Genomic DNA, 24316 nt, shown 5'->3' on the forward strand with positions numbered 1-24316 from the left:
TCCCACCGATCCACTCATCGCGCACGGGCCCTTGCCGCCACGCTGTACCCGCCGCCACCCCTACGGGTGCGCGAGATCAGGAGGGGACATGGCGAGGGGCACCACCCACCAGGTCGAACTGCTACGCGCAGAAGTCGGGACGGCCCTTCAGGCCGGCCTGGAGGAGATCCGCAACCACACCGACAACCTGCGAGCCGAACTCACCGCGACGCTGGCGGCCGGCCTGAGCGAACACCGCGACGAGTTCCTCGAAGCGATCGCCAAAGAACAGCAGGAGGCCAGCCGCGCCCACCAGGACAACCGCAGCCTCCACCGCCAGTTGGGCAATCTGCGCAACGAACTCAGCACTCGGCAGAACAGCGGCCGCGCTCCCCTGGACGGCGGCCCCACCGAGGCGCCTCGGCCCGCCGTCGACTCCCCCGAGGCCGTGGGCCAGCCGGTGGAAGTTGCTCCGGAGATCGAGGGCCCGGACGAAGCCGCTCACCTGCCCGGCGGTGATGCCGGCAGCAGCAACTCCCCCGGTACCAACGAGCTCCCCGACGCCGAGCCCCCGGCATCCGGGCAGGCCGCACAGCACGCCACAGAGCAGGCCTCCCCCTCCGTGACCGGCGAGGCCGCGGAATCCGACAGCGAGGAGACAACCGTGTCCGAGACCACCCCTGCCGACGACGCGCCGACCGCCCCGCACGTCCTCGCCGAGGACCAGCTCAGCCAGATCGCGGCCGAGGTCGCCGCCCGACTCGCAGACCTGTTCCGCCCCTCCGGCCCCACGGAGCACGACACGAAGGTCGATCTGGAGGGCACGGAAGCAGTCGCGCCGGACCAAGCCGTCATCGACGACCTCCCGAGCGGCCGCGCCGACGACGTGTCCGGTCTCATCCCGGAGCCCTTCGTCTGGGAAAACCACGTCAACACCCTTCTCAAGGCCGCAGCCGTGAAGACCGTCGCGATCTCCTGCCACCCCGAGACCTGGGACTTCCTGGCCGCCCAGGCCGAGGGCGCCGACCACTTCTCGAAGCCGGTCAACGACGGCAACGAGGACACGATCCTGTCCGGCCCCAGCACCATCGCCCTCCTCAACGCCCTCCGGGAAACCGCCTACAGCGGAGTCGACAACGGCAACGGCACCAGCATCGGAACGTGGGCCCTCGCCGTCACCAGCTACGAGCGCATCGCCGCCGTCATCAACAGCACCCGCCCCGCCGACGAACAGGCCGGCAACGACCGCCTGCACCAGCCGCACATCGTCCTCGACGACCGCAGCACCGACAACTCACCCCCCACCGGCTGACCCGCCGACACAGCCGGGGCCTCGACCTCAGCGGACGGCACCCAAGATCGATTCCGCTGGCCGACGACGCTCGGCAACAAGACAACAGGTCACGGGCTCACCGGGATCAACAGCTACACGAACGACAGAACGTCACCAACCGCCTGCCCGACGCCTGGCACCGGCCGCACCGATAGCCTGCACGAATGAAGCGGATTCAGCGGACTGCTGGCGTGGTCGTCGGCTCGGCTGTGGGTGACGCGCTTGGAGCCCCTTTTGAGTTCGGCCCCCAAGGAGCGTTCTCCGCGCGGTTCCCCCTCCCCGGTGCCGGTGCTGAGATGTGCGGAGGTCGCGGCTGGGATCCGGGCGAGGCCACGGACGACACGCAGATGGCCGTGATGGTGGCGGAGTCACTGGTCCAGCGGGGAGGGCTGGACCTGTCGGACATCTTCGACCGCTTCCAGCGGTGGGCGGCATCCGAACCCAAGGACATCGGCTTGCAGACCGAGGACGTCCTCACCAACGGCATGCCCTGGGATCTGGCCGCCGCGATCCACTTCCAGGTCAACCTGCGGGCAGCAGGTAATGGCTCGTTGATGCGGGCATCGACATCCGCGGTCCACTTCGCACGTGCGGGACAGGCCGCCACCATGGATGCCGCTCGGCGCATCGCCGCCCTCACCCACGGCGACCGCGCCGCCTGGGAAGGCACCGCGATCTTCCACGAACTCATACGCGTCACGCTGGAAGACAACGACGCCCTCCGCGCGCTCCCTGACGTTCTGGCGCTCATCCATCCCGATCACCGCTCGCGGTACGCGACGGTCCTCGATCCCGACTGGCACCCGGACCAGGCAACCGAGTTCAACGGCGCCGTCTGGCCCTGCCTGGGGTCAGCGGTCTGGGCTCTGCGCACCACGACGAGCTTCGAGGGCGCGCTGCGCGCGGCCGTCGACCTGGGCGGCGACACGGACACCGTCGCCGCGGTCACCGGCGGGCTTGCGGGTGCCCGTTACGGACTGGACGCGATCCCCTCCCGGTGGACCGAGCCGCTGCACATCCCGCTACCGGGTTCCGGCGGACGGGTCCTGCAACTGTCCGATCTCCTTGATCTGGTGGACGGCCTCGGGGGCTGACCTCGCCCGAGAACCCGCGGCGCGCCACCGACCGGGTATGACGACAGGACCGCGACCGGTCCGGCGAAGGCTCGCTGCGTACCCGGGCGCGCGGGGCGTTGTCATAGGGGCTTGGCAGGATGCTCCCATGCTCGCCATCCGCCCTGACCAACACCGTGACGACCGGTCCGGTCCTCCCGACCTCCGGGGTGACTTCGAGGTGCACCTGACCGTGGAGCCCGGCGCCGCCGAGGCGCTGGCCGGGTGGGCCGACGGTCATGGCCTGAAGTTCACCCACATCCTGCTGGCGCGCGGTGCGGCGCCCTCGCAGCCGATGCTCACCCTGCGCGCCAACGGCTCGTTGGACGAGGTCGCTGCGGCGACGTCCCGCACCACGGGCCGGCTGGTTCGGGCCGGGTTCACGGTCCTGCGGACGAAGATCGAGGCCACTCCGTGGGCGGAGGGCGTTCCGGTCTCGGACGAGGACGCCGTACCGCACGGGGCGCGCCGGTACTTCGAGCACCACGTCAAGCTGCTGCTTCCGGGCCCGCTTCCCACGGCCGGCCTCACCTACCCCGCCCGCCTCGCGGACCTCGCCGAGTTGGCCGTCCGCCACGGTGCGCACCTGTCGCACAACCCGCGCCGGATACGCGACGACGGCCGGCGCGAGTGGTTCGTGACCCAGCGGTGCCGCCTGGTCGGCCTGAGCACCGCGGGCCGTCGGCTGGAGGCGCTGCTCCGCGGCCTTGCCGCCGGCGGTCGCGAGATGGTGTCGGTGGAGCGCGAGTTCGTCGCCGTGGACAGCGCCGAGGCCCTGGACGAGGGATGGATCAGCGAGCACGAGCAGAAGCACGAACGCGAACACGAACAGAGGCACGAGCACGAGCACCGTGCCGGACCGTACGGAGAGGGAGACCCGCGATGACCGAGGACCAGCCCCAGTCACCAGTGGCCTGGGAGGAACTGACATACGGGCCGTGGCAGGGTGTCCTGCTTCCCCGGCAGCCACCGCCGGAGGACGTCCGCGAGGACCGGGGCCTGCCCAGGAGCGTCCGGCCGATCGACGACGAGGCGGTGAGCCAGCAGCCGGTCTTCGACCCCGCCCTCGCCGGGTACACCCGGGCCCTGCGGCCCAGTGAACCCGCCTTCACCGACCCTCAGCTCGCCCAACCGTGGCTTGCCGCGCGGCGCGAGGCGCTGAACACCGTGCTGTCCGCCGTCGCCGGCTCGCAGTGGGCCGAGCACCTGGTCCTGCGCGGGAGCGTCCTGCTGCGGGCCTGGTACGGCGAGCAGGCGCGGGAGCCGGGGGACCTGGACTTCGTGGTCCGTCCGACGGACTGGCAGCTGGAGGACGAGCGCACGGACCGCATGTTCGAGGAACTCGCCGCCGACGCAGAACGGCTCTCGGGCGCGGTGCGGCTGCACGCGGACCAAGCGGTCAGCGACGAGATCTGGACGTACAGCAGGATTCCCGGGCGTCGGCTCGTCCTGCCGTGGTCGGCACCCGGCGTTCCGGGCGGGACCGTCCAGTTGGACTTCGTCTTCACCGAACACCTGCCCGTCCCACCGGAGTCCTACCAGCTCCCCGGCGTCACGGGCCGGTTGTTCGCCGCCACGCCACAGCTCTCCCTCGCGTGGAAGATCCTCTGGCTGGCCTCGGACAACCACCCCCAGGGCAAGGACCTCTACGACGCGATCCTGCTCTCGCGCACCGACGAGGTGCCCTACGACCTGCTGCGGCAGGTCTTCACCCAGTCCGACGAGACCTGGTCGCGCTGCCCGCTCCTCCCGGAGCAGATCGCCGGACTCTACGTCGACTGGGACGAATTCGCCAAGGACTACCCGCAGTTCGCCGGACCCCTGGAGGAGTACCCTGCGCAGCTGCTCGCCGGGCTCCACGCGACCTTCACCGACCACGGCGAGTACGCACTGCGCGCCCAGTGGCTGGCCCCGCTGATCGAGGAACTGCGGGAGGTGCTGGCGCGCGAGGGCATGGACGAGGTCCAGCAACGGATGTCCCGGCGGTACATGGCCCCGGACGACTCCCTGGTGATCATCCGCGAACTGCTCGGCGGCGGCCTCGGGGGCAACCTCGAAGACGCCCGCCGCGCCGTCGCCGCCCGCCTCGGCGACAAACCGGACCGGATGACCCGCATGCTGGCGGAGGCCGCCGCCCGCTACGCCGCCGAGCTCGCCGACGACCAACCGGCGGACGGCACCCACAACTGACACCGACCCGGGCAGTACCCGGCGCCGGAAGAGGAACCCGACCACCGAAAACCCAACTCGCCGACCGACCGTGGCCCGGTCGGTCGGTCAGTCAGTCGGTCAGTCAGTCAGTCAGTCAGTCGGCCAATCGGCGAGCCGGGGAACGGGAGGTTCAACGCGCCAGCAGCTCCCGGATCGCCTCCGCGATCTCGTCGGGCGCCTCCTCGGCCATGAAGTGCCCCGCTCGGGTCAGCCGGTGGTCGAGGTCCGGCGCCCACGCCTTCCACACCGCGGCCGCGTCGTAGCCCAGCTGCGCGCCCCAGTCCTGCTGGACGACCGTCACGGGCATGGCCAGCTGCGACCCCGCGTCCAGGTCCGCTCGGTCGTGCGTGACGTCGATGCCCGCCGAGGCCCGGTAGTCCGCGACGATCGACGTCACCGCCGCCGCGCTCGCCCGCAGGTACTCGGCACGGACATCCTCGGGAACGGCGGTCGCGTCATTGGCCCAGGAGTCGAGGAACGAGCCGAAGAACGCGTCCGCGCTGTTGGCGATCATCGCCTCCGGCAGGCCCGGCGGCTGCGCCATCAGGAAGAGGTGGTAGCCGACCGCCGCCGGGACGCCGTGCAGGACGTTCCACATGTCGAGGGTCGGCACGACGTCGAGGATGCCCAGGTGCGTGACGGTCTCAGGGTGGTCCAGCCCCGCCCGGAAGGCGACCAGGGCGCCCCGGTCGTGGCCGACGAGGGCGAAGCGCTCGTGGCCGAGGGCGGCCGCCAAGTTCACGACGTCGGCGGCCATGGTGCGCTTGGCGTACACCTCGGGGTCGGTGGCCGCCGGCTTGTCGCTGGCGCCGTAGCCCCGCAGGTCAGGGCAGATCACCGTGTGTTCGTCGGCGAGCCGCTCGGCAACGTGCCGCCACATCAGGTGGGTCTGGGGGAAACCGTGCAACAGCACGACCGGGCTGCCGCTGCCGCCGACGGCGGCAGCCAGCTCCACCCCGTCCGCGCCGGGCAGGCGGACGTGATCGAAGCCGGGAATGGTGAGCGTCATGAAGGGCCGTCCTTGTCGGTCGGGGGCTGACCGGACCAGCCTGGGCGACGGCGATCAGCAACGGATCAGTACCGGCCGCCAGTACCGGCCGCCAGTACGTGCCGGTCACTACGGACCGGTCGCTACAGACCGGTCGCTACAGACCGATCAGCAGCCGATCAGTTCGGTCAAGCGCAGCCGACCCCCGACACGGAGGATAGGGGCATACGAATCGACGTGCTCGGTGCCGTGCGGGCCCTCCGCGACGACGGCAGCCCGATCGACCTGGGCGGCCCCCGCCATCGTGAGGTGCTCGCCCGGCTCGTCGCCGCCGAGGGGCGGATGGTCACCACCGACACCCTCGTCGACGACCTGTGGACCGATCCACCGGCCCGCGCCGTGGGCGCTCTGCGTACGTTCGTCGCCGCGCTGCGCCGTGCCCTCGAACCCGACCGGCCGCCGCGCGATCCGCCGCGCGTCATCATCACCGAAGGGCCCGGCTACGCGTTGCGCCTGCCGCGCGAGGACGTGGACGTCCACCGGTTCCAGGACACCCTGGCCCGCGCCCGGCGCGGCCCCGGCACAGTGCCCGGCCCCGACGCGATGCCCGGTCTCGGCGCGGTGGCCCACCCCGACACAGCTACCGCCCCCGACACGCTGGCCGACCTCAGCGCGGCGCTCAAGGACTGGCGCGGACCCGCGTACGCCGATGTGACCGGCGCCGCATGGGCGCAGCGCGAGCGGACCCGGCTGGAGGAATTGCGGCTGGAGGGGGTGGAACTGCGCGCCCGCCTCCTCCTCGACTCCGGTGAAGGGGCCGGACTCGTCGCCGAACTGGGCGCCCACGTCGCCGAACAGCCGTGGCGCGAGCCGGCCTGGGGGCTGCTGGCCCGCGCGCTGTACCGCGCGGGCCGCCAGGCCGACGCGCTGGCCACCCTCCGCCGAGCCCGCGCGATGCTCGTCGATCAACTCGGACTCGACCCTGGCGCCGAACTCCGGCGTCTGGAGACGGACATCCTCAACGGGGCCGCGCCCCTCGAAGGCGCCCGTACCGGGTGGAGCGGCCCCGGCGTCCGACTCGGCCCGCGCACCACCGTGGATCTGGCCCGCACCCTCGCACTGGCGGGTGGCGACGCGCTCGTCCACTCGCGACGCGACCGCCTCGCCGCCGTTCAGGCCGCGGAACGCACGGGAGACCTCCTCCTGACCGCCCGGATCATCGGCGCCTACGACGTGCCCGCCGTCTGGAGCCGGGCCGACGACCCCGAGCAGTCCCGCGCGGTCGTCGCGGCTGCCGAACGCACGCTCACCGCGCTCGGCCCCGACGGCCCCGCCGACTTGTCGGCCCGCCTCCTGGCCACGGTCGCCGTCGAGAGCCGCAGCGCCGACCTGTCCACGGCCGAACTGGGCCGCGGACAGCAGGCGGCACAACAGGCGGAGGCGCTGGCGCGGGTCCTGGCCGATCCCGCCCTGCTGGTCTTCGCCCTCAACGGGGTGTTCCTGCAGTCCTTCACCCGCCCCGGCCTCGCGGCGGTACGGGACGGGATCGGCGCCGAGATCCTCGACCTGGCCGCCCGGCACGAGCTGCCGAACTTCGGCGTACTCGGCCGACTCGTCCGCCTCCAGTCCGCCTCGGCCCTCGGAGACCTCGACGCCGCGGCCTCGCACGCCGAAGCTGCCAACCGACTCGCCGCCACCACCGAGGCGCCCCTCGTCCCCGTCCTCACCGGGTGGTTCCGGGCCCGGGCCACGGCCGCCCGCAGCACCGAACCCGGCGGGCCGACCGCCGCCACGGCCGCAGCGCACTACCGGGCCGCCGAGAACGCCCTCCAGCGGGCCGGAATGCCGGGGCTGCACCGCGGCCTGTTCGCGCTCGCCCTCCTCGGACTGCGTCTGCTGCACGACCGGCCCGCACCCACCGACCCGCACCTCGACTGGGGCCCGTACCGGGCTTGGGCGCGCCCCCTCGTGCTGCTCGCCCAGGACCGGGTCGAGGAGGCCCGTACCGCGCTCGCCGCGGTGCCCGATCCCGCGCGCGACCACATGCAGGAGGCCATGTGGTGCCTGACCGCCCGCGCCGCCGTTCGCCTCGGCGAGCCCGGTATCGCCGCACGCGCCGGGGCTTTCCTGCGCGGTGCCCGTGCGGAGCATGCCGGCGCCGCCAGTGGAATGCTGACGCTGGGCCCGGTGGCGCGGTACCTGGCAGAGGCGGAGGCATGCGCCGGAGCGGGGTAGGCGATGCTGCCCGGGTACACCGCGCCCCGGCCGGCACCTCGCCGTCTACCGGGCCGGACCCGGCGCCGCCCGGCCTAGCCCGCGGTCCTGATCACGCACAGGCGGCGGGTGGCACGGGTGAGGGCGACGTACAGGTCGCGTTCGCCGGCCCGGCGGGCGGCGGTGATCTGGTCGGGGTCGACGACGAGGACGGCGTCGAACTCCAGGCCGCGCGCCTCGGAGGCGGGGACGAGGCGGACGTGTCCGGGCAGGCCGGCGGCCTCCAGTTCCGGCAGGCGGGCGTCCGCGCAGACCACGGCGAGGAGGTCGCCGGGGTGGGCGGCCGTCTGGGCGCGCAGTTCGGCCAGGACGGCGGCGGCGAGGCCGTGGGCCGGGGCGGTGAGGGTGCGCGGGGGTTCGCCGTGGCGGATGGCGCGGGCGCGGGCCTGGCCGGGGGCGATGCGGGCGAGCAGGTCGGTGGTGGCGGCGAGGATCTCCTGCGTGGTGCGGTAGCTGACGGTCAGGGTGTGCAGGTCGAAGCGGCTCCCGGTGTGCGGGTGGAGGGCCTCGTGCCAGTCGCGGGCCTGGGCGGCGGGGCCGGCCTGGGCGAAGTCGCCGACGACGGTCATCGATCGGGTGGGGCAGCGGCGCAGCACGGCGCGCCACTGCATCGCGGTGAGTTCCTGGGCCTCGTCGACGACGACGTGGCCCCAACTGCGCTGCGGGGGGCCGTCGAGCAGGGCGGCGGCCTCGTCCAGCAGCGGCAGGTCGGCGTCGGTCCACGGGGCGTCGGGGGCGCGCAGCAGGCGGGCGCGCTGGTCGTCGGAGAGGTGGGGCAGGTGGGCGGTGAGGGCGGCGGGGTCGGTGAGCAGGGCGCGGACGGCGTCGTGCGGGGTGAGGGCGGGCCAGTGGGTGTCGAGGACGCGGTCGAGGTGCGGGTCGTCCAGCAGGGCCGCGCGGACGGCCTCGGCGTCGAAGGTGCCGTCGGTACCCGCGGTGTCGCCGGTACCCACGGTGCCGTCGATACCCGGGGCGTCGCCGGTACCCGCGGCGTCGTGGGCACGTGAGCCGTCGAGACCGAGCCGGCGCAGATCGGCGGCGGCGACGCGGTCGAGGTTGAGGCCGGTGAGCTGGGCGACCTCGGCGTCGAGCTGGTCGAGGGTGTCGGCGGTGTCGCGTTCGAGGGCGCGGGTGAGGGCGTCGGCCAGCAGGTCCTTGAACAGGTCGCGGGCCCGGTTGTGGGCGAGGCCGTCGGCGGTGGCTGCGCGGGCGGCGGCGGCGAGGTCGGACTGCGGCAGGTGCACCTCCTCCTGGCCGACCCGTATGGCCAGGCCGTCCTCCGCCGGGGCCTGGTGGGCGCGGACCACTGCGGCCAGGGCGTCGGCGAGGGCGGGGTCGCCCTTGAGGCGGGCGGTCTGCGGCTCCTCGGGCGCCGCCGGGCCGGGGGTGGCGGGGGCGAGGTCGGCGCAGGTCGCCAGGGCGACGTCGTTCTCGCCGAGCGAGGGCAGCACCTGACAGATGTAGTCCAGGAAGCGGGTGTTGGGGCCCAGGACGAGGACACCGCGTTCGGCGGCGCGCGGGAAGGCGTACAGCACGTAGGCGGCGCGGTGCAGGGCCACCACCGTCTTGCCGGTGCCGGGGCCGCCCTGTACGACCGTCACCCCCCGGTGGCGGGAGCGGACGATCGCGTCCTGCTCGGCCTGGAGGGTGGCGACCGCGGCGCCCATGCGTCCGGTGCGCCGGGCCGACAGGGCCTCCAGCAGCGGGCCGTCGCCGATCACGTCCTCACGGGTGGGGTCGGAGCCGTCCAGCAGTTCGTCGCTGACGGCGGCGACGGTGCGGCCGTCCAGACGCAGGTGGCGCCGGCGTCGCAGGCCCATCGGGTGGACGGGCGTGGCCTCGTAGAAGGGCCTGGCGGCCTCGGCCCGCCAGTCCACCAGCAGCGGCAGTTCGTCCGCCTCGGTGTGCAGGCCCAGGCGCCCGATCCGCAGCGTGGTGCCGTCGGCGGTGTCGAGGCGGCCGAACACCAGCCCGTGGCCGGCGCCTTCCAGGCGGCGTACTTCCCCGGCCCACCGCGCGGCCGCCACGTCCCGCTCGTACACGGCCCCGGCGCCGTCGGCGGGCGCGGCGAGGGTACGGGCCAGTTCGACGCGCGTCTGCTCCAGGCGCCGGTCGTACTCGGCGCACACGGCCCCCACCTGCACGTTTTCCGCCTGCACCTGGCACTCGGCACGGTCATCGCTGTACGGCACGACGGGCCTCCTCTCGGGTTCGGGCCGTCACTATGCGGGGGCGGGCGGGGGAAAGTAAAAGTTGACGAACGTACCGCCGTTGCGCCCTCCGCCCCACGCTTCCCCAACTCTCGTCCTGTGCACCGAATCTGACGAAACATCAGCCAGAGGCGTACGAGTGGTCGCTGAGGACGTCGAGGCCGCAGGTCAGCGGCCGGCGGCGGCGCGCGACGGAACCGGCACGCCATAGGCCTTCCCTATAGCGTCTGCTGACACTTCGTCTTTGCCTCTCGCTCTTTTCCGGCCGTACCGTGAAACAGCTCGACGAGGCACCCACCACGATTTCCCTGAAGTATTCGCGCTCCCTGAGGAATTCGCACCCTGCGCGCCTGGTCGATTCCCATTCCGTCGAGCGGACGAACACCCGGACGAACACCCGGACGAACACGCGATCGAGAGGACCAAGGAAATGACCACGACCCAAAACGGACCAGGCACGCAGGAACTCGCAGGCAAGCGGGCCCTGGTCACGGGTGGTTCTCGCGGAATCGGAGCAGCCATCGTGCGCCAACTCCTGGACGCGGGCGCCAAGGTGCTCACGACCGCCAGGTCGGCGACGGGCACCGTCCCGGAGGAGGCCGCCTTCGTGGCGGCCGACGTGCGAACGCGGGCCGGCGCGGAGGCGCTCGCCACGGCCGCGCAGGAGGTGCTCGGCGGGGTGGACATCCTGGTCCACAACGTGGGCGGGGCGCAGCCGCACCACGGCGCCCTGGCCATCCCCGACGAGGAGTGGCAGAACGCGCTGGACCTGAACTTCCTGGCGTCGGTGCGGCTGGACGCGCTGCTGGCACCGGGGATGCGGGAACGGCGTTCGGGGGCGATCGTGCACGTCTCCTCGGCCGCCGTCCCCACCGTGGCACCGCCGTTCCTGCACTACGTGGCCGCGAAGGCGGCGCTGGAGGCCTACAGCCGGGGGCTGGCCGCCGAGCTGGCCCCGCACGGGATCCGGGTCAACACCGTGTCTCCCGGCCGGACCGCCACCCCCGGCGGCGAAGCGACGCGCGAGCAGTGGGCGCGCCTGGACACGGGGCCGGGCCAGGACACCACGACTCCCCCGCTGGGACGCGACGGCCGACCCGACGACATCGCCCACGCGGTGCTGTTCCTCCTGTCCGGCCGGGCGAGCTGGCTGACGGGGAGCAACCTCGTCGTGGACGGCGGCGAATTCCCCAGGGGCTGACGGCAACGCACAGCGGCCCCGGCTGGCGGCCTCGTTCGGCCGGCACGGCTACCTTGATCACATCGGCGGCCGACAGCAGGGCGTCCGATGCCGACCAGGTCGGCGAGCCCGGAAGAATCCAGATCCGAGACACCGAGGAACCAGAGATGCGTACCCTGATCAGCACCGCCTTCATCTCGCTCGACGGCGTTGTGGAAGGCCCGGGCGGGGAGCCCGGCTACCGGAACTCCGGCTGGACCTTCAAGGACATCGAGTTCCTTCCCGAGGCCTTCGAGATCAAGGGGCGGGAGCAGCAGGAGGCCACCGCGATGCTGCTGGGGCGGGTCAGCTACGAGGCGTTCAGCCAGGTGTGGCCCGACATGGCGGACTTCGCCGACTACAAGGTGATGCCGAAGTACGTCGTCTCCACCACCCTCACCGAGGACGACCTGGTGTCGAACTGGGGCGAGACCACGATCCTGCGCTCACTCGACGAGGTTGCCGCGCTGAAGCAGACCGAGGGCGGCCCGATCATCGTGCACGGCAGTGCGACCCTGAACCAGGCCCTCTCCGACGCCGGTCTGGTCGACCGCTACCACCTGCTCGTCTTCCCGCTCCTGCTCGGCGCGGGCAAGCGCCTGTTCAGCACCACGGACAAGGACACCCAGAAGCTGACGCTCGTCGAGCACGAGGTCTACCCCAACGGTCTGCAGAAGCAGGTCTTCGACGTCGTCCGCTGACGTTCCCCGCAGACCCGGAAAGCCCTCGCGCCAACGACTGCGCGGGGGCTACAGGTCCGCGAGCCAGGGATGCCCCGGGTGTACGCGGGCGAGCAGTTCGGCCAGGGTCCCGCGCTGGGCCGGGGTCATCAGCGGAACGGTCGTGTCGAAGTCCGCCTGGTCCTTCCGGCGGAGGTGCTTGGCCTTGAACAGCAGGACCAGCTCGGGCGCCAGGTACGGGATGCCACCTGCCGTGTGGCGGATGATGTCGCCGTAGGGAAAGCGGATCCTCTCATCGCGCCGGCAGATCCAGACGTCGCCGTCGTGCGGTTCGCGGAACACATCGAGCAGGTAGTCACCGGTGGCCGGATCGCGCAGCCAGGTCTGATGGGTGGCGGCCAGCACCCCCGGTGCGGCGTCCTCCCAGATCCGGCCGCTGCCCACCGCGTCGAAGACGTACCCGGGGAAGCGACTGCGGACCTCGGGAAAGCTCGCGGCCGGAATCGCGATCTCGATGTCCCCGTGCGCACGCGCCTGCCCGCCCCGGAAGAGGTCCAGCGCCCATCCCGCGGCCACACACCACGGCGTGCCGACCCCCGCCAACCGCCGCGCGACCTCGTCCGGCCTCCAGCACGACGACCACCTGTCGTCGAGGGCCGCGACCTCGTCGGCCGACAGCTCGATCCCACCGCCGGGCAGTTGCTCGCTCACGCGAGGAATCTACCAACAGGCCCGCAGGGCCGTGGCCGAGATCGGCACGCCCGGGCACGCCTCAGGGGACGGCCTCCACGGACTCGCCCGGCGGGTGGTGCAACCGGTGCAGGCCGGCGTAGGCGGAGCTGCGGAGGAGGAGCTCGGTGTGGGTGCCGTGGGCGACGATCCGGCCCTGGTCGAGCAGGACGATCTGGTCGGCGTCGCGGACGGTCAGCAGATTGTGCGAAATGATGATCGTCGTGCGATCGGCCATGAGCAGGCGCAACGGGCCCATGATCCGTTGGCTCGACTCCGCGTCCAGGGCCGTGGTGGGCTCGTCGAGGATGAGGACGGGGGCGTCCCGGACCATCGCGCGGGCGATCGCGAGGCGCTGACGCTGGCCGCCGGAGAGCAGCCGGCCGCGCTGGCCGACCAGGGTGTCGTAGCCGTCCGGGAGCCGGGTGATGAACTCGTGGGCGTCCGCCGCCCGGGCCGCCGCCAGGATCTCGGCCTCACTCGCCTCGGGGCGCCCGTAGGCGATGTTCTCCCGGACGGTGCCGTGGAAGACCAGGGTCTCCTGGAGCACCACCGCGACGTTCTCGCGCAGGTCGGTGAGGGCGAGGTCGCGCAGGTCGAGGCCGTCGAGCCGCACCGCGCCGTCGTCCGGGTCGTAGAAGCGCAACAGCAGCTTGGCGACGGTGGACTTGCCCGCGCCGCTGGCGCCGACCAGGGCCAGCGTCTCCCCCGGCGCCACCTCGAAGGACACCTCCGACAGTGCGGGCGCCTCCACGTCCGGGTAACGGAAGGTGACGTCGTCGAACTCGATCCCGCCCCGGGCGCGGCCGAGCGGCCGGGGGGTGGCGGGATCGGTCACCTGTGGACGCTGGTCGAGCAGTTCGATGATCCGCTCGGCGGCGGCGGAGGCCGCGTAGAAGGTGTTGCCGAGCCCGGACATGCTCTGGATCGGGCCGTAGAGCCTGCTCAGCAGGGTGAGGAAGACGATGAGGCCACCGAAGGTGAGCCGGCCGTGCACGAGTTCCCAGGCCCCGAGGCCCATCACCACCAGGCCGCCGAGCAGTTCGACGAAGTCGACCGTCGGCCCGTAGAGCGCTCCGATCCTGGTCGAGGCCATCGCCGCGTGGTACCGGCCGATGCTCTCGCGCTGGAATCGGGCGTGCTCCCAGTCCTGGCGGTTGTACGCCTGGACGAGCGCGATGTTGCCGAGCGACTCCTCGGCGACCGCGCTGATCGAGCCGCTGCGCCGGCGGCGTTCGCGCGAGGCCGCCCGGATCAGCTTCGCGAAGCGGCGGGCGGTGAGGAAGAACAGCGGCGCGGCGACCAGCGCGACCAGGGTCAGGTCCCAGCGCAGCACCAGCAGCAGGCCGACGTAGATGCCGAGCCGCGCCACCTGGCCGAGCGCGTTGACGATGCCGGAGAGCAGGAAGGTCTCGACCGCGTCCACGTCGCCGGTCACCCGGGACAGCACGTCGCCGAGCCGCCGGCGCTCGAAGAAGCCCAGCGACAGGCCCTGGATGTGCCGGAACACGTCCGACCGCAGGATGAGCAGGAAGCGTTCGCTGACCCAGGTGGAGATCACCCGGCGGGCGAAGCCCAGTACTCCGGAGAGCAGGGTCAGCCCCGCATAGGCGAGGGCGATCGGCAGGAACAGGTTCAGCCGGTGCGGAATGAGCATGTCGTCGATGACGATCTTGAACAGCCAGATCTCCATCGCCTCGATCGCCGGGCCCACCGCGACCAGGGCCAGCAGCACCACCAGCCACCGGCGGCCACCCTTGGTGTAGGGCCAGAAGCGCCGGAAGATCGCCATGAGCGGGACCGGCGGTGCCGCGGCGACCACATCGGAGGTCTCGGCGACCGTGAGCAAGCGTCGCAGAGCCGACCGAAGGCTGTGTTTCCTCGTCATCTCACGGTCTTCTCGCTCGTCCCCGAGCCCAGATCACTTCCGGATTGAGAGGAACTCCCGATCAAAGAGGCCCTGCTCCGGGAATGGAAGGTCTCCACACGCACGGCCGGCGCGGGCCCGCGTGGGGTCGCTCCCGGCCGACACGGCAAAGCCGGGCACACGTGCCCGGCCCGCTCTCACAGGGAAGCGATCCTTACCACCGGCCTCCGTAGCCGCCTCCGTAGCCGCCGCGGTCGCCTCCGTAGCCGCCGTAGCCGCCACGGTCGCCGCCGAAGTCGTCACGGAAGTCGTCGTAGCCGCCGTAGCCGCCACGGTCGTCACCGAAGTCGCCGTAGTCGCCACCGCGACCACCGCCGCCCCAGTCGTCACGGAACCGACCGAAGGACTGGAACTGTCCGAGGAATGACATGAGCAACCTTCTTTCGAAGTCCCCCTCGCTCCATCGTCATCCTCACCTCCGCAATGCACAAGCATCGAGTGCGCTAAATGTGAAAATTTGATGATTTTTCCGGATTGTCCAAATCGGCAGCCGCCTGCTTCGATTTCCTGGTCAAGAATCCCCCAAGAAACCGTGTGTGACGAGCCGCCACCCGATCTGCCGATTTCAGGGTGAACCATTGCTCCCGAGCAATCATTCACCTCAGGCAATAGCCATACAGCCATGCCGGGAGCGACCAGTTAGCGCAGCCCCAGGGCAGTAGCGGTACCACCGGTGTCGGACAGTCCGCGCCATAGCCTTCGCGCCACCCGAGGTACGCCTCCAGTACGGGCGGTTCGTCACGGTACTCGGTGAGGGACAGGGCACCGCCCCAGCGGCCGAACCCGCCATCGGCGACCTCGAGATAGATCCGTCTGAGCAAAGGCGGCATGGGGTGCCCCACAACTGCTTCGAGCCCGGACACAGCCTCCGGAAGCGCAGGCGAAGGACGCCCTCCGGCATTCTGCTCGATGAGCCGCTTGATGATCTCGTCCTCCGTCACAGGGCCTTCGTATCAGACACCACCGACACTGCGGTGCCCTGGCCCGAGCCCGCGGACGGATCGCTGACGGTACGGCTCGGGGCCCTCGAAGCTCGGTGGACGTCACCGTGACCGTGGCCGTGTTCGAGACCAGCGGCGGCCGCGTCAGCCGCATCTGGGCCGTCCGCGACCCGGAAACTCCGCGCGTGGACCGGGAACGAACAGACCTGACCGCACGCCACGGCGGAACGCACCAGCCGACACATCGTCAAATCGCCTTCCCCATGCGAACTTTCGGGCGGCCGAAACCATTCTCCGTCACCACCCGAGTCCGCGACGAGGCCTCCTCCGGGAGCACCGTCGTGGGTTATGGTCGGTCCCATGCTGACGGAGTGGGCCTGGATAGCAGCGAAGCTGGTGACGACTCCCGAGACGAAGATCAAGGTCGTCGACTACGGATACCGTCCGTTCGGAACGTACGCCGAGGCACGTCGCAACCTCCTGGAGCACCTTGAGGACGAGAAGTCCTGCCAGGACTTCAAGGACGCCGCGCGCCTCCTGCGGGCGAACCGGAAAGCGACCAGCGTGGTGTACAGCCCGCTCATCTGGCTGATCCACGATCTCCCCCAGGGAGATGACAGCAAGAGAGCGAGCTACCAACTCATCAAGCGGCTTGAGCCGAGCCTGACCGAGCAACTCCTGCCCGGTCTGGCGACCTCACAGGTCAGCCGGCACGCCCGCCTGGGCGTCGCCCTGCGGGTGCTCAGCGTCGAAGAGGTTTGCGTTCTGATGCGCTGCAAGCCGCAGAAGGCGAGGGCCCATACGGAGATCTGGCTGTCCGGTCGACTCAAGATGCGCACCCAGCACGTTGCCCGCGGCACGGTGTGCCGCAGCCACCGGGACGCCGCCTGCACCGCCTGCCGCGGTGGCACCCAGTGGGAGTGGGCGAAGCCGTTCCTGGCGAGCGACCTCGTACAGCACCTGCTGTCGTACCGCATGAGGTGCTACCTCCCGTACGACGGGACGCCCGTGCCGCCCGGGACGTACGAAGCCGGACTATGAGCAACGCCGTTCGGACGGCCAGGGAGGTCCACGCCTCCCTCCCGCACGCACCGGCGAGGGATGCCGATCCGGTGCCCGCCCCGTGCGAACGACGGGGCGGGCACCGGAGGTCGCGTCAGCTGTTGGTCGTCAGCAGACGGTTGGCCAGGGCGTCGGCGAGGCGGTAGGCCTCGTCGGCCGAGAGGGTGCGGCAGATGGCGTCGGCGAGTTCCTCGACGTCATGCCAGTCGACATCGCCGAGCTCCGCGGACGGCGTGGCCGTCGGCTGCTCGGCCGGGGAGGCCTCGGCTCGCTGTTCCGGCATCGGAAGAGGCTCGGAATTTTCCGCGGAAAATCGCTCGGCGCTCGGAGCGGACTCCGCACTCGGAGCGGACTCCGTGCTCGGAGCGGGCTCGGTGCTCTCCCCCGCGCCGGCACTGACGGGCTTCGACCGGGTAGCCGAAGCCGACGGTTCCACCGGCGACGGTTCCACCGGCGACGGCGTGACGGTGGCCGTGGACGCAGCCGTGGTCGCGCTCTCCGCAGGCCCACTCGCGGATGCGACGGGTCGCTGCGGCGCGGCCTGAGGAGTCACCCCGTCAGCGGAGGCCTGAACCGCCGCCGCTCGGGCCCCCAGCTTCGCCGCCCGCTTGGCCGCGACGGCGTCGGCGTCGGCCTGGAGCAGCTGCTCCAGCTGCTCCGTCTGCTCGGCCAGGGCCATCGCCTCGATGCCCTTGACCGATCCCAGACGGCGGGCGACGTTGATGGAGATGCCCTCCTCGCCCCGCGCCTTGGCCCGCACCTGCCGCTGTAGCTCGGGGTGGAGCTTCAGCAGGTTCTTGCGGTGCGAGATCCAGCTCTGGGACCAGCCCTCCGACTCGGCGGCCTCCTTGGCGGTGGCGTACTGCGCCACGATGAGCAGGACCGCGTTGGCCTCCTCGATCGGGTCGAAGTCCTTGCGCGCCATGTTCTCGTCGAGCGCCGCGCGCAGCAGGGTCGCCTTGGAGTCCGCCACCGAGTCGTCGACGACGACGAGCAGTTGCTCGCGCCCGTACAGCGCGGCAGCGGCCCGGCGCCGGTTGCCGTTGACGATCACCACGTCCTGAGGGCCCGCACCGAGCAGGCCCTCGTCCTCCGGCCAGAGCCGGAGGTACGCGTCCGGGGTGACGGCGAGGCAGCTCTGCAGCTGGCGGTCCTTGATGCTCGCCAGGTCCGACAGGTCGCCCAGGTCGTCGCGCGGGTTGCGCGGGTTGGGGAGGCAGTTGGCGGTGGGGACCCACCGGGCCGGAGAGTCCGGCCCCGTGGGGACCCACGGGGCCGGAGTCTCCTGGTTGCTGACCACCCCGGGGGCGTCGACGACCGGGTCGGCCGCCATCGAGGCGAAGGAAACACGACGGCCGGCCATCAGCGACCCCCGTACCCGAGTTCGAGGGACAGCCGGAAGAAGTCCTCGCGGGCCCGGTAGGCGGTGCCGCTCTCCTTGTACTGGGTGACGACCGTTCCCTCGGCCACCGCCCGGGAGTGGATCTTGTAACGCCTCAGGACCGTCTTGGCCCGCGGCCACCCCTTCGCGGCGATGTACGCCTCGGTGTCCTCCAGGTCGGCGCGGCCGTCCCGGGGGTCCCAGTTGTTGATGACGACCCGGAAGGGGATGTCCATCGGCTCGATGACCTTCTGGATCGTCCGCGCCGTCGGGTCGAAGCACAACGGCTCGGTGATCATCGGGACCAGGACGTCATCCGCTATCTCCAGAGCACTGCGCAGGATCTCCTCGTCGGCCAGGGTGCCCGGCGTGTCGATGAAGATGTGCTCGTACTCGTCCTTCTCGCCGAGGACGTCGAAGGTGCACGCCGCGAGGTTCACCGTGGTCGTGGTCTTGCCGACGCCGCCCTTCTGGTTGGCGATGACGTGGACCTTGGCACCGGTCTTCTTGAGGTGGAGCAGCTGATCGGCCTGGTCGTGCGCCGCCATGAAATCGAAGGGCAGGTTGTCCCCCACCCGCTCCGCCCAGACGACGGCCGATCCCTGAGGGTCAGTGGACACGACAAGTACAGATGGCTTCATGATGTTCCGTTCTCTCCGTGGGCTTCCCGGGCCGCTTGCCCGGTACTGCGGATGCCCGCCGATCAAAGCCGGTGACGGCGGACTGGAACAGCATTCCAGATGATCAGGCCTGATGCCGACACGACCCGCGTGTCATGAAGCACAATGTCCGTTTCGCTGAGCCCCTGATTTCCGAGAACCTCCCGGATATCCCCGGCGACCCGGCCCCGAATCCCGCCATCGCAAGAGAGCGTGACGCACGGACAGCGGCATCGGGACTGCGCCGCTGCCGGGGACGCATTCGCCTTCACCGGCCGCCCCGAACAGCCGTGCGCCCACGCGCAGCCCTGGCGCATTGGAACACCGCGCCGCCGTTTCCTGACAGTTCAACAGATCACCGCAGTTCACTATCCGGCACCGCGGGCCCTGGTCAAGAAACGGCAAAGGGCATCACCGCTCCGCCGCGGGCCGGAAAGAAGCTCCTCCCCCGCAAGCACGGGGTCAGTCGGAAGAGAGCGGTCAGTGGTCATAGCGGTCAGCATCCGACGCCTGCCGACGGGCGTTCGAGACGGGCCGGGCATCGATCGTCATGGCCGTGTACGCGGCGTCGACCTCACCGGTCAGGATGGTGGGGCCGACGCGTGCCGTGGGGGCACCCTGGGCGCCCGCTCCGTCCCGGTACGGGGCCAGGAACGCGGTCAGGGCGGTCAGCATCGCCTGCGGGGCCTCCTCGGCCGGGTAGTGGCCGCAGTCGGGGAGGACGAGGCCCTGCACGTCGTCGGCGGCGAGCTCCATCGTCTCGCTGACGGAGGCGCCCAGGTTCTCCGCTCCTCCGATCGCCAGGACGGGCAGGGTCAGCCGTCGAGTCCTGCGCTCCTGGTTCTGGGCGATGGTCGTGTCGAGTGCGCGGTAGAACTCGAAGCCGGCTCGCAGGGCTTCCGGCTCGGCGGCGAGGGTGTCGACGTAGTGCTGGACGGCGTAGTCGGGCAGTGCCTTCGCGGACTTCGTGGCGAACTGGTGGCCGAAGTAGAGGTGTTCGCGTCCGCTGACCAACTGTTCGTTGACGTCGGTGAGGCGGTTGAAGGCGAAGTGCCAGAGGCGGTCGTTGGCCTCCCGGCTGCCGAGGAGAGGCAGCGAGGGCGACAACCCCGGGATCGCGGCCTCGGCGACGGCCAGGCGGTCGAGCCGGTCAGGATGGTCCGCAGCCAGGGCGTAACCGGTCCACATCCCGACGTCGTGGCCGACCAGGGCGAACCGCCGGTGCCCGAGCGCGTCCATCAGCGCCACCAGGTCGCGGGCGAGCGTGCCGGTGTCGTACCCGCCCGGGGGTTTGTCGGACAGTCCGACGCCGCGCGGGTCGACCGCGACGACCCGGAAGTCCTGCGCCAGCGCGGGCATCAGGAGACGCCAGGCGTACCACGTCTGGGGCCAGCCGGCGACCAGCAGCAGCGCAGGCCCTTCGCCGCCGGTGACGGCGTGCAGGCGCAGTTCGCCGGTGTCGACGTAGCGGCTGGTGAAGGTGTCGGCGAAGCCGGCCGGGAGGTTCGGCACCTGGGAGACGAAACCGCGGCCTTCGGGCGTGGGCGGGCGGGTCGGCGACAGACTCATGATCATCCTTCGGAGGCACGGGGTTGACGGGTTCGCCGAGACGGCGGGAACCGCCCGGTCCGGCCGGCGGCTGACGGCCGGTGGCCAGCGGCTGGCCCCGGCAAGTCTTCGGATCCGGGAACCGCCTGCCTGCACGCTAGCCATCTTGGACTGATCAGTCAAAGATGACTGACCGATCGGTCCAAGATGCGGGTAGGCTCGTCGCGACGACGTGGGACAGCGGAGAAGCAGGAGAGGTGCACACCGTGTCCGGCCGGAAGCAGTTCGACATCAACGCGGCACTGGACCAGGCCATGCAGGTGTTCTGGCAGCGCGGGTACGCCGACGCCTCACTCGATGCCCTCGGTTCGGCCACCGGCCTGGGCCGCGGCTCCCTCTACGGCGCCTTCGGCAACAAGGACGCCCTGTTCGGCCAGTGCCTCGACCGCTACGCGTCGATCTACGGCACGCAGTACGAGCAGGCGCTCGCGGCGCACCCCGGTGATCCGGTGCGCGCGGTCGAGGCGTTCTTCGGCGTCGTCCTGGGCCGCATCGCCGACCCGTCGGTCCCCTCCGGGTGCCTCATCGCCCAGTCCGCCGCGCAGTCGCCGACGCTCAAGGAGGAGAACAGCGCACAGGTGCGCGGCCTGCTCGACGTACAGCGTCAACGGGTACGCACAGCCTTGGCGGACTCCTCGGCCGACACCCGGACGCTCGACGAGCTCGCCGTATTCGTCGTCGCCGTCAACCAGTCGCTGGCCGTACTGAGCCGGGCCGGCGCCCCCGACGCCGAGCTGCGCTCCGTGGCCCGGCTCGCCTGCACAACGGTGGCCGACACCCTCGCCCGGGCAGTGCCCGAGGACCTCACCCGCGACTGACGAGCGCGCAGGACGAATGCAACAGCCACCCCGCCATCGACATCCCGACGCTACGACGGCCCGGTCACGGACCGGACCGCAGGCAAGCACGACGTCGAACTGACCGAGCTCTACCGGGCATTGGAGAAGCACCATGCACCCCTGCGCAACGCCTGAGGCCCGGACGAGGCAGGCGGTGTGGGCGGCGTGGGCGGCCCCGGTGCTGGTCAACGTCGCGCTGGGGTTCGCCGCCATGGTCCCGCTGATGTTCACGCTGGTGTTCTTCCTCAACTACCCGCTGGTCTGGCTCGGGCTCGGGCAGCGCGAACCCACCGAGAACGACGGCCCGATGGTGTGGGTGGTGGCCGGCGTCGTCGTCTGGACGGTCTTCGGCCTGCTGTGGTGGCTGGTCAACCTCGGGCTCCGCAGGCTGGCCGGCCTACGGGGCCGCCGTTACTGGTGGGTGAGTGCCGGACTGCTCCTGGTGCCCACGCTCGTCTTCTCACCGTTGCCCGCCGGCCCCTGGACCGTGCTGCGCTGGCTGGCCTGACCGAGCCGTCCCCGGCCCCTCCCCCAACCGCACCGGTACCCGTGCCCGTACCCGGGCCCGTGCCGCAGCCGACGGCCCGTAACACCCGGACGTCCGCTGGCAGCCGATAGCGGACACCGTCGATGACAGCGGCGCGATCTGAACCAAGCCGGTGCCCGGCACCAACCCCCGCCCCCGTCCGCGTCGGCCGGATCGAGAGCGTCCGAGTCCAGGCCGCGCGGCGCTTCCACTACGACATCGCCGCATGCTCTACCGGCTGCTGTACGCCGCGGGCGCCGCGACCGCCTCCAGCTCGCCGAACAGGTCGACGCGGCCCCGTCGTTGGTCAGCTACCACCTGCGCAAGCTGGCCGAGCACGGCTTCGTGTCCGAGGCGAGCGGCCGCAGTGCGGACGGCCGCGAGCCGTGGTGGCAGATGGCTTCCGAGGAGGGCTGGGGCTTTGGGGACTCGGACTTCGCGGGCACGCCCGAGGGGGCCGCCGCAGTCGGCGCGGTCACCCGCGGCATCGTCGAGACCCGGACCTCCCCGTACCGCGCGTACCTGGACCAGGGCGCCGCCTGGGGCAAGGTGTGGACGGACTCCACGTTCAGCTCCGAGTGAGATGATCGACCCGACCCCGGCCGAACTCGCCGAGCTGAACGGCGAACTCGAGGCGCTGGGACGACGCTGGCGGAAGCGCGGCAAGGCCGCCAAGGGAGCCGGCGACACCGAGGGCCGCGAGCACGTGTCCGTGCACCTCTACGGCTTCCCCTTCCGCCCCTGACGCCACCGTCATATCGCACCCGATGCCCAGACACCCGCAACTGGCCGTCACGGCGGGCCTCGTGCGAGATGTGATGACACACCGCATCGGGGCTCTTCAACCAGATCATGGGCAACACCGAAGACCAGCCTGCCCAGTTCAGGTGTTGCGTCCCCGATGCCCGAACAGGACTCCCGCAAAGGGCTTGCCACTCAACCGAGTTCCGCTCTTTCGGTGAGATCTATCATTCAACTACCTTGGCACAAAAGCGAATTGGCGACTTAGCCGGCTCGACGTGGTCGCGGCCACCGTGGTGCAGCATCGCCTGGGCGACGGCATGGAGCCAGGGTGGCCAGGCTCGGCCAGCCGGCGGAGTAGGCCGAGCCGTCATGGGCAGCCCTCCCGAGGTGGTTGTGCCACAGGCCGGGCCCGGCGTCGATGAAGTGCTCGTCGCCGTAACGGCCGGCGAACGGGGCCCACCGCGCTCCCCACCACGGGGCGTCCCGCTGGTCCGGATCATCGGCGTCCCAGATCCTCATCCGCATGGTGCGGATCTCGACGATCCTTTCCATGGAGTACAGGGGGCCGCGCGGAAGGACAGCGAGGTAGGCGTCGTCTCCGCCATGGCACAGCAGCGACTCGCACAGATCAGCGGGGATCTCGAACCCGAGCCGCTCCTCGGTGCGCCCGACGGCTTCGGGCGATGCGGGCGGGTGACGCTCGGCCAGGCTGGCCGATGCGTTCTTCGCCGGCCAGACGTCAATGAGGTTCCAGGGCTCGGTCACCGAATCCCAGAGTCTCATGCCACCACGGCGGGCGGGAGTCATCCCCGCGCACCGGGCTCCCCTCCCCGCGAGGCGCCCAGCTCTGGTGGACGACGCTCCGCTACGCCCTCAGGCCACGTCCCGCCCTCTCCCCCACATCCGGAACTTCGGGTCGATCACCCGACACGTCGCGAAGGCTCGACCGTCGACGTGGCTCACCTCGGCCACCGAATCCGAACCGCCTCCTCTCTTGTTTATACGAACTAAATACCGAAGGACCCGGCCGCCGCGGGAAAGCTACGGTCGGCGTGCCCAGCACCACGTCATCCGAAAACAGCGCCGTACCGAGATTTGTTTATTACCGGTCTTCTGGTGTCTTTTGTGTTCAGGCCCTTGAACGTGAAGTGGCCTGCGACGTGCAAATCGCCTCTGACCGCTGAGGAGTCGGCTCCCGAGGCCTCGAAGAAGCCACTCGCGCTCACACCCGCGCCGGACGGGTGCCGAACATCGCACCCGCTTCTCCTTCCGCCGGAAGCTCGTCCCCGGCTCCGCCATCTCCTGGCCGGCCAGCTCGACCTCAGGCGTACCGCAGCTCGCTGCGGCCGCTTGGCAAGTTGGACCTTCACCCGCCCCCCTTCCCCTCCGGTCCCCTGACTTACCGTCGGCCCGGGTTCGTGGCAGCACCGAGGTACCGACCGTCGGCGCCACCGCCAGACTGACCGCGGCTGCGGCCGCCGTCGGAAAGCCCGTCACGAGACATCGCTTCAGCGACTACGCCGATGACGATGACGATGACGATGACGGGCGCTACTTCGTCCAGGAGCTGACCTTCGCCGATGCGGATGCGATCCTCGCCATGCCGAGGGCGCTGTGCCCACGGCCAGCTGACGGGGCTGCCTGCCGATGCAGATACGGAGTCTGGAGTACCGGCTCGTGCCTCTGCCACGACCGGGCGAGCCGGCACTGATGCGGGAAGGCGGTACAGAACCTGTGGCTGCACGGCCCGGATTGGGACGACGTCGAGACGAACCTGACCGGACGAGGCGGCGCCCGGGAATCGAACCGACCCACGACCTGGGCCGCAGTCGGATCGAGGACGCCGAGCCGATTTGACCGCGCGCTCGACCTCGTTCCGACGCTGTACATCTTC

Annotated in this window: 20 protein-coding genes and 1 pseudogene; 11 read left to right on the plus strand and 10 right to left on the minus strand. The window is 71.1% G+C overall.

The window, feature by feature from the left end:
• The first annotated feature begins 88 nt into the window (after window positions 1–88).
• The 4 genes from ACIOGZ_RS11240 (at window position 89) to ACIOGZ_RS11255 (ending at window position 4614) form a co-directional block, all read left to right on the plus strand.
• Complete coding sequence (locus tag ACIOGZ_RS11240) at window positions 89–1291, plus strand: hypothetical protein (RefSeq protein WP_400985661.1); 1203 nt, start codon at window positions 89–91, stop codon at window positions 1289–1291.
• 185 nt (window positions 1292–1476) lie between these two features.
• Complete coding sequence (locus ACIOGZ_RS11245; RefSeq protein ID WP_400985662.1) at window positions 1477–2406, plus strand: ADP-ribosylglycohydrolase family protein; 930 nt, start codon at window positions 1477–1479, stop codon at window positions 2404–2406.
• 127 nt (window positions 2407–2533) lie between these two features.
• The gene (locus ACIOGZ_RS11250; protein ID WP_400985664.1) at window positions 2534–3310 is read left to right on the plus strand and encodes a hypothetical protein; all 777 of its coding nucleotides are present in this window, start codon (window positions 2534–2536) and stop codon (window positions 3308–3310) included.
• A complete protein-coding gene (locus ACIOGZ_RS11255; RefSeq protein WP_400985666.1) occupies window positions 3307–4614 on the plus strand; it encodes a nucleotidyl transferase AbiEii/AbiGii toxin family protein in 1308 nt (435 codons plus the stop codon). Before ACIOGZ_RS11250 ends, ACIOGZ_RS11255 begins: the two co-directional genes overlap by 4 nt.
• A gap of 151 nt (window positions 4615–4765) precedes the next feature.
• Here the strand turns inward: ACIOGZ_RS11255 and ACIOGZ_RS11260 are convergent, their stop codons facing one another.
• Window positions 4766–5644 carry an alpha/beta hydrolase gene (locus ACIOGZ_RS11260; protein ID WP_363584298.1) on the minus strand — a complete coding sequence of 293 codons (879 nt, stop codon included), beginning with the start codon at window positions 5642–5644 and terminating at the stop codon, window positions 4766–4768.
• Between the two features lie 204 nt (window positions 5645–5848).
• Between ACIOGZ_RS11260 and ACIOGZ_RS11265 the strand changes: the two genes are divergently transcribed.
• The gene (locus tag ACIOGZ_RS11265; protein WP_400985826.1) at window positions 5849–7858 is read left to right on the plus strand and encodes a BTAD domain-containing putative transcriptional regulator; all 2010 of its coding nucleotides are present in this window, start codon (window positions 5849–5851) and stop codon (window positions 7856–7858) included.
• Window positions 7859–7932: 74 nt separating this feature from the next.
• Here ACIOGZ_RS11265 and ACIOGZ_RS11270 read toward each other — a convergent pair whose 3' ends face one another.
• Window positions 7933–10089, minus strand: a complete 2157-nt coding sequence (locus ACIOGZ_RS11270) for a HelD family protein (RefSeq protein WP_400985668.1) — start codon at window positions 10087–10089, stop codon at window positions 7933–7935.
• A gap of 448 nt (window positions 10090–10537) precedes the next feature.
• On the opposite strand from ACIOGZ_RS11270, the gene ACIOGZ_RS11275 reads away from it, so the two are divergent.
• Window positions 10538–11308, plus strand: a complete 771-nt coding sequence (locus ACIOGZ_RS11275) for an oxidoreductase (RefSeq protein ID WP_400985670.1) — start codon at window positions 10538–10540, stop codon at window positions 11306–11308.
• A 146-nt stretch (window positions 11309–11454) separates the two neighbouring features.
• A complete protein-coding gene (locus tag ACIOGZ_RS11280; protein WP_363627697.1) occupies window positions 11455–12027 on the plus strand; it encodes a dihydrofolate reductase family protein in 573 nt (190 codons plus the stop codon).
• A 48-nt stretch (window positions 12028–12075) separates the two neighbouring features.
• Here the strand turns inward: ACIOGZ_RS11280 and ACIOGZ_RS11285 are convergent, their stop codons facing one another.
• From ACIOGZ_RS11285 to ACIOGZ_RS11300, 4 genes are all read right to left on the minus strand, one after another.
• Complete coding sequence (locus ACIOGZ_RS11285) at window positions 12076–12717, minus strand: nucleotidyltransferase domain-containing protein (RefSeq protein WP_400985671.1); 642 nt, start codon at window positions 12715–12717, stop codon at window positions 12076–12078.
• 61 nt (window positions 12718–12778) lie between these two features.
• Window positions 12779–14623, minus strand: a complete 1845-nt coding sequence (locus ACIOGZ_RS11290) for an ABC transporter ATP-binding protein (protein ID WP_400806738.1) — start codon at window positions 14621–14623, stop codon at window positions 12779–12781.
• Window positions 14624–14816: 193 nt separating this feature from the next.
• Window positions 14817–15032, minus strand: a complete 216-nt coding sequence (locus tag ACIOGZ_RS11295; RefSeq protein WP_363627695.1) for a hypothetical protein — start codon at window positions 15030–15032, stop codon at window positions 14817–14819.
• Window positions 15033–15258: 226 nt separating this feature from the next.
• On the minus strand, window positions 15259–15603 hold the full coding sequence (locus ACIOGZ_RS11300; protein WP_400985673.1) for a hypothetical protein: 345 nt from the start codon (window positions 15601–15603) through the stop codon (window positions 15259–15261).
• A 360-nt stretch (window positions 15604–15963) separates the two neighbouring features.
• On the opposite strand from ACIOGZ_RS11300, the gene ACIOGZ_RS11305 reads away from it, so the two are divergent.
• Window positions 15964–16644, plus strand: coding sequence for a hypothetical protein (locus tag ACIOGZ_RS11305; protein WP_363584281.1), 681 nt, complete (start codon window positions 15964–15966; stop codon window positions 16642–16644).
• Window positions 16645–16759: 115 nt separating this feature from the next.
• On the opposite strand, the gene ACIOGZ_RS11310 is transcribed toward ACIOGZ_RS11305, so the two are convergent.
• The 3 genes from ACIOGZ_RS11310 to ACIOGZ_RS11320 form a co-directional block, all read right to left on the minus strand.
• Window positions 16760–18028 (minus strand): ParB/RepB/Spo0J family partition protein, encoded by a 1269-nt coding sequence (locus ACIOGZ_RS11310; RefSeq protein ID WP_400985674.1) that lies wholly within the window; start codon window positions 18026–18028, stop codon window positions 16760–16762.
• Entirely contained in the window at window positions 18028–18666 is a 639-nt protein-coding gene (locus ACIOGZ_RS11315) for a ParA family protein (RefSeq protein ID WP_331744983.1), read from the minus strand. The genes ACIOGZ_RS11310 and ACIOGZ_RS11315 overlap by 1 nt, the downstream gene beginning before the upstream one ends.
• A gap of 519 nt (window positions 18667–19185) precedes the next feature.
• Window positions 19186–20274: an alpha/beta fold hydrolase gene (locus tag ACIOGZ_RS11320; RefSeq protein ID WP_400985675.1), complete on the minus strand. Its 1089-nt coding sequence runs from the start codon at window positions 20272–20274 to the stop codon at window positions 19186–19188.
• A gap of 245 nt (window positions 20275–20519) precedes the next feature.
• On the opposite strand from ACIOGZ_RS11320, the gene ACIOGZ_RS11325 reads away from it, so the two are divergent.
• The 3 genes and pseudogenes from ACIOGZ_RS11325 (at window position 20520) to ACIOGZ_RS11335 (ending at window position 22423) form a co-directional block, all read left to right on the plus strand.
• Window positions 20520–21131 carry a TetR/AcrR family transcriptional regulator gene (locus ACIOGZ_RS11325; protein ID WP_400985828.1) on the plus strand — a complete coding sequence of 204 codons (612 nt, stop codon included), beginning with the start codon at window positions 20520–20522 and terminating at the stop codon, window positions 21129–21131.
• A 133-nt stretch (window positions 21132–21264) separates the two neighbouring features.
• Window positions 21265–21660 (plus strand): hypothetical protein, encoded by a 396-nt coding sequence (locus ACIOGZ_RS11330; RefSeq protein ID WP_363627692.1) that lies wholly within the window; start codon window positions 21265–21267, stop codon window positions 21658–21660.
• 244 nt (window positions 21661–21904) lie between these two features.
• Window positions 21905–22423: pseudogene (locus tag ACIOGZ_RS11335) on the plus strand (winged helix-turn-helix domain-containing protein).
• Window positions 22424–22683: 260 nt separating this feature from the next.
• On the opposite strand, the gene ACIOGZ_RS11340 reads toward ACIOGZ_RS11335, so the two are convergent.
• Window positions 22684–23187, minus strand: a complete 504-nt coding sequence (locus ACIOGZ_RS11340) for an SMI1/KNR4 family protein (RefSeq protein WP_400806722.1) — start codon at window positions 23185–23187, stop codon at window positions 22684–22686.
• Between the last annotated feature and the right edge of the window lie 1129 nt (window positions 23188–24316).

The organism is Kitasatospora sp. NPDC088160, assembly GCF_044741445.1.
Lineage (GTDB): Bacteria > Actinomycetota > Actinomycetes > Streptomycetales > Streptomycetaceae > Kitasatospora.

What these genes read in the sequence shown, in the direction of transcription:
- ACIOGZ_RS11240 (WP_400985661.1), top strand. Translation starts at nt 89, where the DNA reads ATGGCGAGGGGCACCACCCACCAGGTCGAACTGCTACGCGCAGAAGTC.
- ACIOGZ_RS11245 (WP_400985662.1), top strand. Translation starts at nt 1,477, where the DNA reads ATGAAGCGGATTCAGCGGACTGCTGGCGTGGTCGTCGGCTCGGCTGTG.
- ACIOGZ_RS11250 (WP_400985664.1), top strand. Translation starts at nt 2,534, where the DNA reads ATGCTCGCCATCCGCCCTGACCAACACCGTGACGACCGGTCCGGTCCT.
- ACIOGZ_RS11255 (WP_400985666.1), top strand. Translation starts at nt 3,307, where the DNA reads ATGACCGAGGACCAGCCCCAGTCACCAGTGGCCTGGGAGGAACTGACA.
- ACIOGZ_RS11260 (WP_363584298.1), bottom strand. Translation starts at nt 5,644, where the DNA reads ATGACGCTCACCATTCCCGGCTTCGATCACGTCCGCCTGCCCGGCGCG.
- ACIOGZ_RS11275 (WP_400985670.1), top strand. Translation starts at nt 10,538, where the DNA reads ATGACCACGACCCAAAACGGACCAGGCACGCAGGAACTCGCAGGCAAG.
- ACIOGZ_RS11280 (WP_363627697.1), top strand. Translation starts at nt 11,455, where the DNA reads ATGCGTACCCTGATCAGCACCGCCTTCATCTCGCTCGACGGCGTTGTG.
- ACIOGZ_RS11290 (WP_400806738.1), bottom strand. Translation starts at nt 14,623, where the DNA reads ATGACGAGGAAACACAGCCTTCGGTCGGCTCTGCGACGCTTGCTCACG.
- ACIOGZ_RS11295 (WP_363627695.1), bottom strand. Translation starts at nt 15,032, where the DNA reads ATGTCATTCCTCGGACAGTTCCAGTCCTTCGGTCGGTTCCGTGACGAC.
- ACIOGZ_RS11305 (WP_363584281.1), top strand. Translation starts at nt 15,964, where the DNA reads ATGCTGACGGAGTGGGCCTGGATAGCAGCGAAGCTGGTGACGACTCCC.
- ACIOGZ_RS11310 (WP_400985674.1), bottom strand. Translation starts at nt 18,028, where the DNA reads ATGGCCGGCCGTCGTGTTTCCTTCGCCTCGATGGCGGCCGACCCGGTC.
- ACIOGZ_RS11320 (WP_400985675.1), bottom strand. Translation starts at nt 20,274, where the DNA reads ATGAGTCTGTCGCCGACCCGCCCGCCCACGCCCGAAGGCCGCGGTTTC.
- ACIOGZ_RS11330 (WP_363627692.1), top strand. Translation starts at nt 21,265, where the DNA reads ATGCACCCCTGCGCAACGCCTGAGGCCCGGACGAGGCAGGCGGTGTGG.